Annotated in this window: 8 protein-coding genes, 2 tRNA genes and 3 rRNA genes; 3 read left to right on the plus strand and 10 right to left on the minus strand. The window is 50.1% G+C overall.

Going from position 1 to position 13,236, the window contains the following annotated elements; translation table 11 throughout:
* Positions 1 to 40 precede the first annotated feature (40 nt).
* Complete coding sequence (gene tpx, locus MKFW12EY_RS15100; protein ID WP_054759747.1) at positions 41 to 538, plus strand: thiol peroxidase; 498 nt, start codon at positions 41 to 43, stop codon at positions 536 to 538.
* A 305-nt stretch (positions 539 to 843) separates the two neighbouring features.
* Positions 844 to 1,161: a hypothetical protein gene (locus tag MKFW12EY_RS15105; protein WP_157198110.1), complete on the plus strand. Its 318-nt coding sequence runs from the start codon at positions 844 to 846 to the stop codon at positions 1,159 to 1,161.
* Between the two features lie 4 nt (positions 1,162 to 1,165).
* On the opposite strand, the gene MKFW12EY_RS15110 is transcribed toward MKFW12EY_RS15105, so the two are convergent.
* Positions 1,166 to 1,984 (minus strand): thermonuclease family protein, encoded by an 819-nt coding sequence (locus MKFW12EY_RS15110; RefSeq protein WP_054759742.1) that lies wholly within the window; start codon positions 1,982 to 1,984, stop codon positions 1,166 to 1,168.
* 23 nt (positions 1,985 to 2,007) lie between these two features.
* Between MKFW12EY_RS15110 and MKFW12EY_RS15115 the strand changes: the two genes are divergently transcribed.
* Complete coding sequence (locus MKFW12EY_RS15115; RefSeq protein WP_221053298.1) at positions 2,008 to 2,574, plus strand: DUF1415 domain-containing protein; 567 nt, start codon at positions 2,008 to 2,010, stop codon at positions 2,572 to 2,574.
* Positions 2,575 to 2,765: 191 nt separating this feature from the next.
* On the opposite strand, the gene rrf is transcribed toward MKFW12EY_RS15115, so the two are convergent.
* The 9 genes from rrf to MKFW12EY_RS15160 form a co-directional block, all read right to left on the minus strand.
* Positions 2,766 to 2,881: ribosomal RNA gene (gene rrf, locus MKFW12EY_RS15120) — 5S ribosomal RNA — on the minus strand.
* A 194-nt stretch (positions 2,882 to 3,075) separates the two neighbouring features.
* Positions 3,076 to 5,969, minus strand: a 23S ribosomal RNA gene (locus tag MKFW12EY_RS15125).
* A gap of 341 nt (positions 5,970 to 6,310) precedes the next feature.
* Positions 6,311 to 6,386: transfer RNA gene (locus MKFW12EY_RS15130), tRNA-Ala, on the minus strand.
* A gap of 111 nt (positions 6,387 to 6,497) precedes the next feature.
* Positions 6,498 to 6,574, minus strand: a tRNA-Ile gene (locus tag MKFW12EY_RS15135).
* A gap of 60 nt (positions 6,575 to 6,634) precedes the next feature.
* Positions 6,635 to 8,170 (minus strand): 16S ribosomal RNA (locus tag MKFW12EY_RS15140).
* Together the 16S, 23S and 5S rRNA genes with 2 tRNA genes alongside form the textbook arrangement of a ribosomal RNA operon.
* 462 nt (positions 8,171 to 8,632) lie before the next feature.
* Complete coding sequence (fcl, locus tag MKFW12EY_RS15145; RefSeq protein WP_373280621.1) at positions 8,633 to 9,607, minus strand: GDP-L-fucose synthase; 975 nt, start codon at positions 9,605 to 9,607, stop codon at positions 8,633 to 8,635.
* Between the two features lie 3 nt (positions 9,608 to 9,610).
* On the minus strand, positions 9,611 to 10,732 hold the full coding sequence (gmd, locus tag MKFW12EY_RS15150) for a GDP-mannose 4,6-dehydratase (protein ID WP_064021036.1): 1,122 nt from the start codon (positions 10,730 to 10,732) through the stop codon (positions 9,611 to 9,613).
* Positions 10,733 to 10,817: 85 nt separating this feature from the next.
* Positions 10,818 to 12,425, minus strand: coding sequence for a VPLPA-CTERM-specific exosortase XrtD (gene xrtD, locus MKFW12EY_RS15155; protein WP_221053299.1), 1,608 nt, complete (start codon positions 12,423 to 12,425; stop codon positions 10,818 to 10,820).
* 181 nt (positions 12,426 to 12,606) lie between these two features.
* Positions 12,607 to 13,152, minus strand: a complete 546-nt coding sequence (locus MKFW12EY_RS15160; RefSeq protein WP_054762864.1) for a hypothetical protein — start codon at positions 13,150 to 13,152, stop codon at positions 12,607 to 12,609.
* Positions 13,153 to 13,236: the final 84 nt, after the last annotated feature.

A 13,236-nucleotide genomic window follows, 5' to 3' on the forward strand; every position in this document is an offset into this window, starting at 1 on the left:
TTGCCGCGGATATAGATAATCACCACTTCAGGAACCCAGCATGGCAACCATCACCTTTCAAGGCAAACCCATCAACACCGTCGGCGATTTGCCGGCAGTCGGCACTCCGGCTCCGGATTTCCTGCTGACTAACCGGAAAATGCAGGACGTCGGCTTGGCGGAATTCGCCGGTAAGCGTAAGGTATTGAACATCGTCCCCAGCCTGGACACGCCCACTTGCGCCGCTTCAACCCGCAAATTCAACGAAAAAGCGGCGCACTTACCGAATACTGTGGTGCTGGCCGTATCTGCAGACCTGCCGTTCGCTCAAGTCCGTTTTTGCGAAATCGAAGGCATCAAACATGTGGTCCCTCTATCCACCTTCCGCTCCAGTTTCGCCCACGATTACGGCGTCGAGCTGCTCGATAGCATATTGGCCGGGCTGACCGCGCGGGCCATCGTCGTTATCGACGAACACGATAAGGTGGTTTACACCCAATTGGTCAGCGAGATCGCCGACGAACCCGATTACACCGCAGCGTTAGCCGCGCTCGATTGAGTGCGCCAAGAACGCACGCTGCATAAAACAAGCTGTTTCCCAAAAAACTGTCGCAATCTGGCAAAACCCGGTAACCTAAATGTCTATTCAGGTTACCCCCTGATTGGAACGGAACTTTATCGGATTTTAATTTATCTGAAACTGGAATATCGATATCGTCTCAGTTCAAATATTTAAAAATACGCTGTACCCATGGTTGTAAGTCACTCGACCGAAGAAATTACTCAACGAGCATATCGATTACTATTTAATGCCTTATCGAGTTGCATTGCCGAAAACAATTGCGGCTTGAGGAACCAATGGTAGTGCCAGCGATGAATAGCGACTTCTCGGCACGGCGCCGCTCTGCGCGCCGCCAACAACAAAGACGAATAAATCCATTTCCGTTCAATTCGGAGGAATGGATTTCCTTCATTCAGCAACAATATTTATTGTGGCCCAAGCACGAGCGCCGTATCGGCGAACGCCGGGTAGCCGAGCGGCGAGAGACAGACCGCCGGGCCGCGCTGCGAAAAGAATCCGAAGACGCAATTTTTCAACGCACCCGTTGGTTTTCCGCGGAATCCATCCTGAACGACGAAGAAAAGCAGATGATCCAGGAATTATTTGCCGAGGAAGAATGAAACGCTACGGTGGGCTTCGAATATCGGCAGGATGCCTTACCGTCAGATAGAAGCGGCCTTTGGAACGCCTGACCCAACCGCGTGCTTCAACCTGCCTGCCGACATACCCCTCCAAATCCGCAAATAATGCCATCGAAGCAGGCTCGATCGCGATTGACACCGCATCGCTCAGCAACAAATAACTATGTTTCGCGGTTCGTTTTAGCAAACTAACCTTGCCGGTCAAACGCTTCCATCCCTGGTAATTAGTCTGATCCAACTGTTCGGCTGCGATTGGGGCGTAAGCCGGGTCCGACCATATGCCGATATGATTACGTTCGGCGTCATCTTGTGCCGCCAACAAGGCCGGGACGTATCGCAGATTGGGCGGATAAATATTGACTGTCGCCAAACCGTTTTTAACCAGCTCCAGATTGACCAGTTGCTTATTTTCATCATATACATAAGCCAGCGTGCGCTGGTATTTATCCTGTTTTTCGACGTCGCCCTGTAGAAATACCTTCCGTTGCTCCAATTTAGATTTCAACCATTGCTTCGCCCGCTCGCCTCCAGATTCCGCCGATTTATTTCGGCCGGAGACTTCCGGCGTATTTACCCCCAACAGCCGGACTTTGCGGCCGTCGTTCAGTAAAATAGTATCGCCGTCGAACACTTTTTCCACGCGGTAGTAGCTGATGCCGGAATCGATATGCAACACCTGCGCGTCTGCGTGGTTACGATCAGAATAATGGCTACGCCCCTGACCATCAGTCCAACGATAGACTTCGGCGTTTGCCAAAATAGGCAGCATTACCGCAAGCAAACACCAGCGCCGAATGTGCATTCTTTCACCTTGAGTAATTGGTTATGTCAAATCAACAGATCATTGCCGCGACGCAAGCTTGGTTAAACTCGTTTGTCATCGCATACAACATTTGCCCTTTTGCCAAACGAGAGCAGCAACGAAACCGCATTCGTTACCGAGTGGAGCATGGCAATAGCATCGAATCCTGCCTGAATACACTGATAGACGAATGCATTCATCTGGACACGCATCCGGAAACCGAAACCACGTTGCTGATTCTCGCCGAATTTTTCGATGATTTCGACGACTATCTCGATCTATTGGCTATTGCAGAGCAACTGCTAATCGATCAAGGATACGAAGGCGTCTACCAATTAGCCAGTTTTCATCCCCATTACCGATTTGCCGATAGCAGTGATGCCGATCCCGCAAACTATACGAATCGTTCACCGTATCCGATGTTACATCTGCTTCGGGAAAGCAGTATCGAAAATGCCTTGGCAACCTATCCTGATCCGGCCGGCATACCGCAACGAAACATAGAACTGACCAGGCGCTTGAGCATGAAGAAGTTGGAGGAGATTCTTCGCGCCTGCTTTGAATCTGCAAGCTCGGCAGGAGACGCTTAAGGCCGGCACGAGATAGCAGCCGCTGCTAAAGGCCGCTATTGCGATGATTCGCTCCTCCGTGCTGGTAAGTTGAAGAAGGTGTGCGATGTTGGCGTGGCTTGCCCGCTGGAGGCGCGTTGTTGGGGCGTTATGAAGGGGGCAAAGCGAGGGGCAAAAAAAAGCCCGTGGTTAGACGGGCTTGATATTTAAGAGCTTGGCGATGACCTACTTTCACATGGCAACCTGCCACACTATCATCGGCGCTAAGCGGTTTCACTTCCGAGTTCGGGATGGGATCGGGTGGTTCACGCTTGCTATGTTCACCAAGCAAACTGGTTTGGTTGGTTTAAGCCAACCGTCATGCACAGGGATCAATCTAGTCTCTGCTAGACCTTTCAAGTAGTTTGACACGTTGTGCCTTGTACTTTTCACCTGTTTTCATGGAAATCTGTATGAGTTGGTATCGTTCTCAGGTTTTGTTCAGCGATTGTCGTGTGACAACCCAAACGCATTGGGTGTTATATGGTCAAGCCTCACGGGCAATTAGTACACGTTAGCTACGCCCATTACTGGACTTCCACACCGTGCCTATCAACGTCGTCGTCTCCAACGGCCCTTCAGGGGACTTATAGTCCCAGTGAGATCTCATCTTGGGAGGGGCTTCCCGCTTAGATGCTTTCAGCGGTTATCCTGTCCGAACGTGGCTACCCGGCAATGCCATTGGCATGACAACCGGAACACCAGAGGTTCGTCCACTTCGGTCCTCTCGTACTAGAAGCAGCTTCCCTCAAATCTCAAACGCCCACGGCAGATAGGGACCGAACTGTCTCACGACGTTCTGAACCCAGCTCGCGTACCACTTTAAATGGCGAACAGCCATACCCTTGGGACCTGCTTCAGCCCCAGGATGTGATGAGCCGACATCGAGGTGCCAAACACCGCCGTCGATATGAACTCTTGGGCGGTATCAGCCTGTTATCCCCGGCGTACCTTTTATCCGTTGAGCGATGGCCCTTCCATACAGAACCACCGGATCACTAAGACCTACTTTCGTACCTGCTCGACTTGTCCGTCTCGCAGTCAAGCACCCTTATGCCTTTGCACTCATTGCCTGATTTCCGACCAGGCTGAGGGTACCTTCGTGCTCCTCCGTTACTCTTTGGGAGGAGACCGCCCCAGTCAAACTACCCACCAGACACTGTCCCTAATCCAGATAATGGATCGAGGTTAGAACTCCAAACATACCAGGGTGGTATTTCAAGGTTGGCTCCACAAGAACTGGCGTTCCTGCTTCAAAGCCTCCCACCTATCCTACACAAGTAGGTTCAAAGTCCAGTGTCAAGCTATAGTAAAGGTGCACGGGGTCTTTCCGTCTAGCCGCGGGTACACTGCATCTTCACAGCGATTTCAATTTCACTGAGTCCCAGGTGGAGACAGTGTGGCCATCGTTACGCCATTCGTGCAGGTCGGAACTTACCCGACAAGGAATTTCGCTACCTTAGGACCGTTATAGTTACGGCCGCCGTTTACTGGGGCTTCGATCAAGAGCTTCTCCGAAGATAACCCCATCAATTAACCTTCCAGCACCGGGCAGGCGTCACACCCTATACGTCCACTTTCGTGTTTGCAGAGTGCTATGTTTTTGCTAAACAGTCGCAGCCACCGATTTTTTGCAACCCCCTTCCGCTTCAGCCGCGAGGGCTTACACGTACCAAGGGCATACCTTCTCCCGAAGTTACGGTATCATTTTGCCTAGTTCCTTCACCTGGGTTCTCTCAAGCGCCTTAGAATTTTCATCCCACCCACCTGTGTCGGTTTAGGGTACGGCCACTATTAACCTGAAGCTTAGAGGTTTTTCTTGGAAGCAGGGCATCTATCACTTCGCGTTTCTTTCGAGACACTCGTCATCACATCTCAGCATAAAGCACCCCGGATTTGCCTAAGATGCCTGCCTACTTGCTTAAACGGCCACTTCCAACAGACCGCTGATATAGCCTTCTCCGTCACCCCATCGCAGTTAATACTGGTACAGGAATATTAACCTGTTTTCCATCGACTACGCTTTTCAGCCTCGCCTTAGGTGCCGACTAACCCTGCGTCGATTAACGTTGCGCAGGAAACCTTGGGTTTACGGCGAGGGGGTTTTTCACCCCCTTTATCGTTACTTATGTCAGCATTCGCACTTCCGATACCTCCAGCCGACTTCTCAATCGACCTTCGCAGGCGTACGGAACGCTCCTCTACCACTCACGCAAAGCGTGAATCCGTAGCTTCGGTACTATGCTTAGCCCCGGTGAATCTTCCGCGCAGACCGACTCGACCAGTGAGCTATTACGCTTTCTTTAAAGGGTGGCTGCTTCTAAGCCAACCTCCTGGCTGTCTGTGCCTTTCCACATCGTTTCCCACTGAGCATAGATTTGGGGACCTTAGCTGACGGTCTGGGCTGTTTCCCTTTTCACGACGGACCTTATCACCCGCCGTGTGTCTCCCGTGCTGACACTTGCTGGTATTCGGAGTTTGCATCGGGTTGGTAAGTCGGGATGACCCCCTAGCCGAAACAGTGCTCTACCCCCAGCAGTGATACACGAGGCGCTACCTAAATAGCTTTCGAGGAGAACCAGCTATCTCCGAGCTTGATTAGCCTTTCACTCCGATCCACAACTCATCCCCTACCTTTTCAACGGGAGTGGGTTCGGTCCTCCAGTCAGTATTACCTGACCTTCAACCTGGTCATGGATAGATCGCCCGGTTTCGGGTCTACACCTTGCGACTAAACGCCCTATTAAGACTCGGTTTCCCTACGCCTCCCCTATTCGGTTAAGCTTGCCACAAAATGTAAGTCGCTGACCCATTATACAAAAGGTACGCAGTCACCCCACGAAGGGGCTCCTACTGCTTGTACGCATACGGTTTCAGGTTCTATTTCACTCCGCTCTCCGCGGTTCTTTTCGCCTTTCCCTCACGGTACTGGTTCACTATCGGTCAGTAAGGAGTATTTAGCCTTGGAGGATGGTCCCCCCATATTCAGTCAACGTTTCACGTGCGCCGACCTACTCGATTTCATGCTGAAGACGTTTTCGTGTACGGGGCTATCACCCTGTATCGCCGGACTTTCCAGACCGTTCCACTAACGTCATCAACACTTAAGGGCTAGTCCCCGTTCGCTCGCCACTACTAAGGGAATCTCGGTTGATTTCTTTTCCTCCGGGTACTTAGATGTTTCAGTTCTCCGGGTTCGCTTCAGTGAGCTATGTATTCACTCAAAGATGACGAGGTTATCCTCGCCGGGTTTCCCCATTCAGACATCTCCGGATCACAGGCTGTTTGCCGCCTCCCCGAAGCTTTTCGCAGGCTACCACGTCTTTCATCGCCTCTTACTGCCTAGGCATCCACCGTATGCGCTTATTCACTTGACCATATAACCCGAATACGTCTGCTTTCACTTAGCTTTCGATTTGCATCTCCGGCTTCGCTAGGCTTACTATTTAAGTTATTTGTCAGCTGACATGTTCGCTGATGTTGCTTGAGAACGATTCGCGGTTTACTTTCGGCGTTTATCTTTCGATAATTGCCTTTCATAAACTGCAACTCGTTTCAGTTTTGATCGTTTCCGATCAAGACTTGGTTACAGATTTCCATATTGTTAAAGAGCGTATTGATCCGAGGACCAATTCTATAAAGTCTGTTGCCAAACGTTATAGAGATGATCGCCTTCACGGCTACGGCAGACGCGGGTGCTTGGTTTGCTTCTGGCTAGTGGTGGAGCCAGGGAGGATCGAACTCCCGACCTCCTGCGTGCAAGGCAGGCGCTCTCCCAGCTGAGCTATGGCCCCGAAAACAGTCAAAAGACTAAAGCCGAAACCCTCAAGATCAACACAGGAGCAATCCAACGACTGTCTCTTGCTTGTTCAGTTGCCTTGCTGCTTTCGTCTTGCTTTTCGCGTTGGTGGGTCTGGGAGGATTTGAACCTCCGACCTCACCCTTATCAGGGGTGCGCTCTAACCAACTGAGCTACAGACCCAGGTGCGTCTTTCAATCGAAATAATTTGTTGTGGATACGTGTAACGGCGTTCTGTCTTTGTAAGGAGGTGATCCAGCCCCAGGTTCCCCTAGGGCTACCTTGTTACGACTTCACCCCAGTCATGAATCACAAAGTGGTAAGCGCCCTCCCGAAGGTTAAACTACCTACTTCTTTTGCAACCCACTCCCATGGTGTGACGGGCGGTGTGTACAAGGCCCGGGAACGTATTCACCGCGGCATTCTGATCCGCGATTACTAGCGATTCCGACTTCATGCAGTCGAGTTGCAGACTGCAATCCGGACTGGGACCGGCTTTGTGGGATTTGCTTGACCTCACGGTTTCGCTGCCCTCTGTACCGGCCATTGTAGCACGTGTGTAGCCCTACCCATAAGGGCCATGATGACTTGACGTCGTCCCCACCTTCCTCCGGTTTATCACCGGCAGTCTCCCTAGAGTTCCCGACATTACTCGCTGGCAACTAAGGATAAGGGTTGCGCTCGTTACGGGACTTAACCCAACATTTCACAACACGAGCTGACGACAGCCATGCAGCACCTGTCTCTCGGTTCCCGAAGGCACCAAGTCATCTCTGACAAGTTCCGAGGATGTCAAGGGTAGGTAAGGTTCTTCGCGTTGCATCGAATTAAACCACATGCTCCACCGCTTGTGCGGGCCCCCGTCAATTCATTTGAGTTTTAGCCTTGCGGCCGTACTCCCCAGGCGGTCAACTTAATACGTTAGCTCCACTACTAAGTTCTTAAAGAACCCAACAGTTAGTTGACATCGTTTACGGCGTGGACTACCAGGGTATCTAATCCTGTTTGCTACCCACGCTTTCGTACCTCAGCGTCAGTTTGAGTCCAGGGAGCCGCCTTCGCCACTGGTGTTCCTTCAGATCTCTACGCATTTCACCGCTACACCTGAAATTCCACTCCCCTCTACTCAACTCTAGTTGCCCAGTATCAAATGCAGTTCCCAGGTTAAGCCCGGGGCTTTCACATCTGACTTAAACAACCGCCTACGCACGCTTTACGCCCAGTAATTCCGATTAACGCTTGCACCCTCCGTATTACCGCGGCTGCTGGCACGGAGTTAGCCGGTGCTTCTTGTATGGGTAATGTCAGTCTACCGGGTATTAACCGATAGGTGTTCCTTCCCATTGAAAGTGCTTTACAACCCTCAGGCCTTCTTCACACACGCGGTATTGCTGGATCAGGCTTTCGCCCATTGTCCAATATTCCCCACTGCTGCCTCCCGTAGGAGTCTGGGCCGTGTCTCAGTCCCAGTGTGGCTGATCATCCTCTCAGACCAGCTACGGATCGTCGCCTTGGTAGGCCTTTACCCCACCAACTAGCTAATCCGACATAGGCTCATCTATTAGCGCAAGGCCCGAAGGTCCCCTGCTTTCATCCGTAGATCGTATGCGGTATTAGCGTGAGTTTCCCCACGTTGTCCCCCACTAATAGGCAGATTCCTATGCATTACTCACCCGTCCGCCACTCATCAAAGGTGCAAGCACCTTATCAGCGTTCGACTTGCATGTGTTAAGCATACCGCCAGCGTTCAATCTGAGCCATGATCAAACTCTTCAGTTTAATTTTGGTTTGCCGCTAAGAAAGATTAGCGACCAATCTTGACTCGATTACAGAACGTAATTTATAAGCTTAAATTGACGTGGTCTGTATCGATAGTTTCTAACAGAAACGTATCGCTACACATACCCACACAAATTATTTCGATTCAGTTTGTTAAAGAGCCAGAGCATTTCGCCCTGTTGAGCCGACATATTCTACAGCAATCAGAAATCATGTCAACCACTTTTTTTTAACCGACTTTCAACTCTCAAAATCCAACACAAGAACCGAAGCCAATCAAAACAAGCAATTTGCCATCACCAAAAGCAACCAGCAAACCACTCGCCCTCACCACTCAAAGGATTTAAACTTCAAATCCCTAAACAGCTCAGCAGTGAAGAGCCGCTCATTCTATTCACTCTTCACTGCAGTGTCAACCATTTTCTTGCAACCGCTTACAAATTTAAGGAGCGCCGATAACTGCTAATGACTCTTAAACTGCCCCTGATGTGCCAAAAACCATTGATAAGTAGTACTTAAACCTTCTTCCAAACCGATCTTGGGCTGCCATCCCAAGGATTTGAGCTTAGACACATCCATCAACTTACGTGGCGTGCCATCGGGCTTATTTGTGTTCCAACTGATTTCTCCCTGATAACCGACAACCCTACCGATAGTCTCTGCCAGCTCTCGAATAGTTACATCCATTCCGGTACCAACATTCAAATGTGACAACATGGGTTCGGTGCATGACTTGTATTCCGCATCGGATAAGCTCATGACGTGAATACAAGCCGCCGCCATATCATCGACATGCAAAAATTCTCGCATCGCGTTGCCGGTTCCCCAAACCTCGACTGCCGGGGAATTATTCAGTTTTGCATCGTGAAATTTTCTGATCAGAGCCGGGATAACATGACTGTTTTCTAAATGAAAATTATCGTTCTCCCCATATAGGTTCGTTGGCATCACCGAACGGTAATCGACGCCGTATTGGCGATTGTAAGATTCGCACAATTTGATACCGGCAATTTTGGCAATCGCATAAGGCTCATTGGTCGCCTCCAGTATTCCGGTCAACAACGCCTCCTCCCGCATGGGCTGTTCCGCAAATTTCGGGTAAATGCACGAACTTCCTAAAAACAGCAGCTTACGGCAATTCGCTAGCCAGGCGGCATGGACAACATTCGCCTCAATCATCAGATTTTGGTAAATAAACTCCGCCGGATACTCGTTGTTGGCATGAATACCGCCAACCTTGGCGGCAGCCAAAATCACCAAATCCGGTTTTTCTGAATCCAAAAACCGGCGTACGGCGGCTTGATCCGTCAAATCCAACTCAGCATGAGTCCGCACTACAACGTTCTGGTAACCGGCATCCGACAACTGGCGGAAGATGGCCGAACCGACCATCCCACGATGCCCTGCCAAGTAAATTTTCGAATTTTTATCCATCATGAACTACTCCCTGCTGACGGCTACGCTGTACCCTTGCTTTTTCAATAAGGCATGCTTTTGCGCCTGTTCCAGATCATAGGCCACCATTTCCGCCACCATTTCCTGCAACGTAATCTGCGGCACCCAACCTAACTTGTTTTTGGCATTGGTCGGATCACCAAGCAAGGTCTCGACTTCCGCTGGCCGAAAATATCGCGGATCAATCGCGACAATATTCTGGCCTACCGACATCGCTGGCGCCTTGTCGCCGGTAATCGACTCGACAAAACCTTTTTCGTCCACGCCTTGCCCTTCCCAGCGAATGGCCACACCCAATTCTTTGGCCGACATTTCGATAAACTGCCGCACCGAATATTGCACACCGGTAGCGATTACGAAATCTTCAGGTTGCTCCTGTTGCAACATCATCCATTGCATCCGTACATAATCTTTAGCATGCCCCCAATCGCGCAGCGAATCCATATTTCCCATGTAAAGGCATTGGTCCAGACCGATCGCTATATTACTCAGGCCGCGGGTAATTTTACGCGTCACAAACGTTTCGCCACGGCGCGGCGATTCGTGGTTGAACAAAATTCCGTTGCAAGCATACATGCCGTAAGCTTCGCGGTAATTGACCGTAATCCAGTACGCATATAGTTTGGCTACGGCATAAGGCGAGCGCGGATAAAACGGTGTCGTTTCTTTTTGCGGGATTTCTTGGACCAAGCCATACAACTCGGAAGTCGATGCTTGGTAAAACCGGGTGCTCTTCTCCATCCCTAAAAAGCGGATAGCCTCCAACAACCGTAGCGTACCTATCGCATCTACATCGGCAGTGTACTCGGGCGATTCGAACGATACCGCCACATGGCTCATCGCACCTAAGTTATAAACCTCGTCCGGGCGGATCTCGCTGAGAATCCGAGTCAAATTCGAGCTGTCGGTCAAATCCCCATAATGCAAGAAAAACCGCGGATCTTTGATATGCGGATCTTGGTAGATATGGTCGACACGCTCGGTATTAAAAAGCGAGGAGCGCCGCTTGATGCCGTGCACCTCGTAACCTTTTTCCAACAAAAACTCAGCAAGATACGATCCGTCTTGGCCGGTTATCCCTGTGATCAATGCCTTCTTAGTGCTCACTTTAAGCTCCTTTTGTGTAGGACAAAATTCGAAAAATCGGATTCAAGATCGATTGCCTTGAACCGATCTGCCAATATCCCCGCTGTTAACCAGCCGCAGAGACATTTCCCGCGGGAACTATCGTTTTCCCGGGCAGGTAATTTCCTAATTCAGGCAATAAGTCGCGTAAAAAACTCTGCAAGCGCTTATCAGCCAGCGCGATGTCTTCAGCCTTATCGACCGGCGTGACCAGACGCACCAACGCGCCATCCGTCCGATTCATCATAATAGCATCGTAAAATAAGTACCATTTGACCATGTATTCATTGGTTATCGTTCTACCGCGCTGTTGAAACCAGAAATACACCAATTGTCGGCTCTCGCCTTTTTGAATGACGGCGCGGTTCAGCTCAAGCGATTGCCCGTCTAACGTAAACTCAGGAAACTCCTGTTGGCCGTAGCTGATAATCTGCCATCCGTCGCCCGGAATACAACTGCGCGGCGAATGTACTGCAGCACCTTTGCGCTGAGATTGATAATAGGCGCTGTAAAAATTGACGCCGTTCTGGGTACCCGGCTGATTGAAATTGACGATTACGTAATCGGTCAACTTCAATTCGTTCAAATAGAACTGGCTCAAATAGTCGTTACGTCCCTGCCAATTGCCCAGCTTGGTCGGGAAATTTAAAAAAGCTTTGCGCTGCGGTATTACATCTTCACGCCCCTTGGACATTTCGGAAACACCGGCTCCGGCAATTAACAACACTAAGACGGCATATACCGAGCGGTTTAATCTCCCCGCGGAAAACCCGTTAACCGGGGCGCGCCCCCAATCATCGGGAATTTGCACCAATTCACTAAACGCCAACTTTCTACCGCTGATCCGGCTGAAAATCCACATTTCTATGAACAATAGCGCCATACATAGCAAAAATACGGCCCAACCCTCAAAATCGTGGAGAAAGCCTTCCGCCATCTCGGTCCCCCAATTGTCGACCAACACGCCGATCACGCCGATACGGAAGCTATTCATGAAGATGGTCAAGGGCATGGCCGACAAAAAGATCAACAACTTCTGCCAGAACGGCCCTTTAAATAAATAAGCGCATAAGAACGCCAAGCTCGCTAGAGGGAACAAATAACGCAAGCCGCTGCAGGCGTCGACCACCTGCAACTTATAATTGCCCAAATCGATGACATTGCCTTCCAGGTAGACCATGATGTCGCAAGCCCGGATAAATTCGACACCGAGCCAGGACGAAATCAACTGCAATTTCGATGACAGGTTATTCAGAATGAATGCCGGAAACGGCACCATGAAAACCAAAAACAATAACGGTACAGAGGCGGTCTTTAAACCTTTCAGCCCAAATGCGCATGCAAACATTCCGGTCAACACAACCAAAAACGCGTATTGCTCCATCGTCTTGATTGTCGCCAGACCTCCCAGGATAAAAACCAGCAGGCCGATAACAATGATAACCAAGCCGGGAACCGACTCCTTGAAACTTGGCGCCAAACTCAGTTCGCTGCGCCGCATCCAGATCAGATAAACCGTGATGCAAGGGATAAAAAAGCCGTGGCTGTATTCCTCTAAACCAATCCAGGTTCCAACCATTTCGGCCAAGCTATCCCGGAAAACTAAACACAGCAGCAGGAAAGCTGCTCCCCAAAATGACCAAATGACGGCCGCTCTCGTATTCTCTGTATTCATTCCGTGCCGAAAATAAGAATTGGATTTTAGATTCCGTGATAAATAAGAACTTGCGGTTAATGCTTTAACCGGGCTGCTCACCCTATACCGATCAACTACCGAAAACTGCTGAACTGAGTCACCAGCCCGACCCGCCATTATCCCTGGACCGGATTAAAGCTCTGTGACAATCGCGCGACGATTAGGCTTCGGGATCTGCCGTAAAAATCGGATTGTTTTTATCTTCTTCGTGCAACTTGGCTTTCTCTTCCGGATAAATATGCCAAAAAGACTGATCAATGGCACCTTGGGTGTAACTGTTTTTACGATCGTGGGTAAACGGGCACCACCAATTCTCCACCACTTTTACCATGTAGGCATGCCATTCAAACAAACCGACGCTGTAAGGGCAATACCAAGTGCAATTTAAAATCCAAAACAATTTGGATTGCGACATACTCAACTTGAACGAACCGTCCATCGTAATCTGGCTTTTCAGGTCGTAACGATGGCTGGATCTGGCCGGCAAAAAATCGCCCCAGGTTTTGACGTTTTGTGCGCCGACCAATTTCAGGCTGAAGTAAGTCAGGTAAGCACTGGTAATGACAAACGGTAAAGTCAGAATCGGCAAGTAGATAAACAATAAACCAACGGCCCTGGACAGCACCGGCATCCGTTTATGATTGCATCCGATATTGACGCGGTCTGTGCACGATTCGCAGGCTTTTACGCCCCCTTGGGTGTTCATGTTTGTTTCTCCTCTGATGTCGTTATTATTATTTGCTCGGCATTGAGCAATTGAAAAATGCTGCGACAGCCTTCGCAGCAGAAT

This window comes from Methylomonas koyamae, from assembly GCF_019669905.1.
In the GTDB taxonomy this organism is placed as follows: Bacteria; Pseudomonadota; Gammaproteobacteria; order Methylococcales; family Methylomonadaceae; genus Methylomonas; species Methylomonas koyamae.

Coding starts and splice junctions, on each gene's coding strand:
- MKFW12EY_RS15160 (WP_054762864.1), bottom strand. CDS start 13,152: ATGAACACCCAAGGGGGCGTAAAAGCCTGCGAATCGTGCACAGACCGC.
- tpx (WP_054759747.1), top strand. CDS start 41: ATGGCAACCATCACCTTTCAAGGCAAACCCATCAACACCGTCGGCGAT.
- fcl (WP_373280621.1), bottom strand. CDS start 9,607: ATGATGGATAAAAATTCGAAAATTTACTTGGCAGGGCATCGTGGGATG.
- MKFW12EY_RS15115 (WP_221053298.1), top strand. CDS start 2,008: ATGTCAAATCAACAGATCATTGCCGCGACGCAAGCTTGGTTAAACTCG.
- MKFW12EY_RS15110 (WP_054759742.1), bottom strand. CDS start 1,984: ATGCACATTCGGCGCTGGTGTTTGCTTGCGGTAATGCTGCCTATTTTG.
- xrtD (WP_221053299.1), bottom strand. CDS start 12,425: ATGAATACAGAGAATACGAGAGCGGCCGTCATTTGGTCATTTTGGGGA.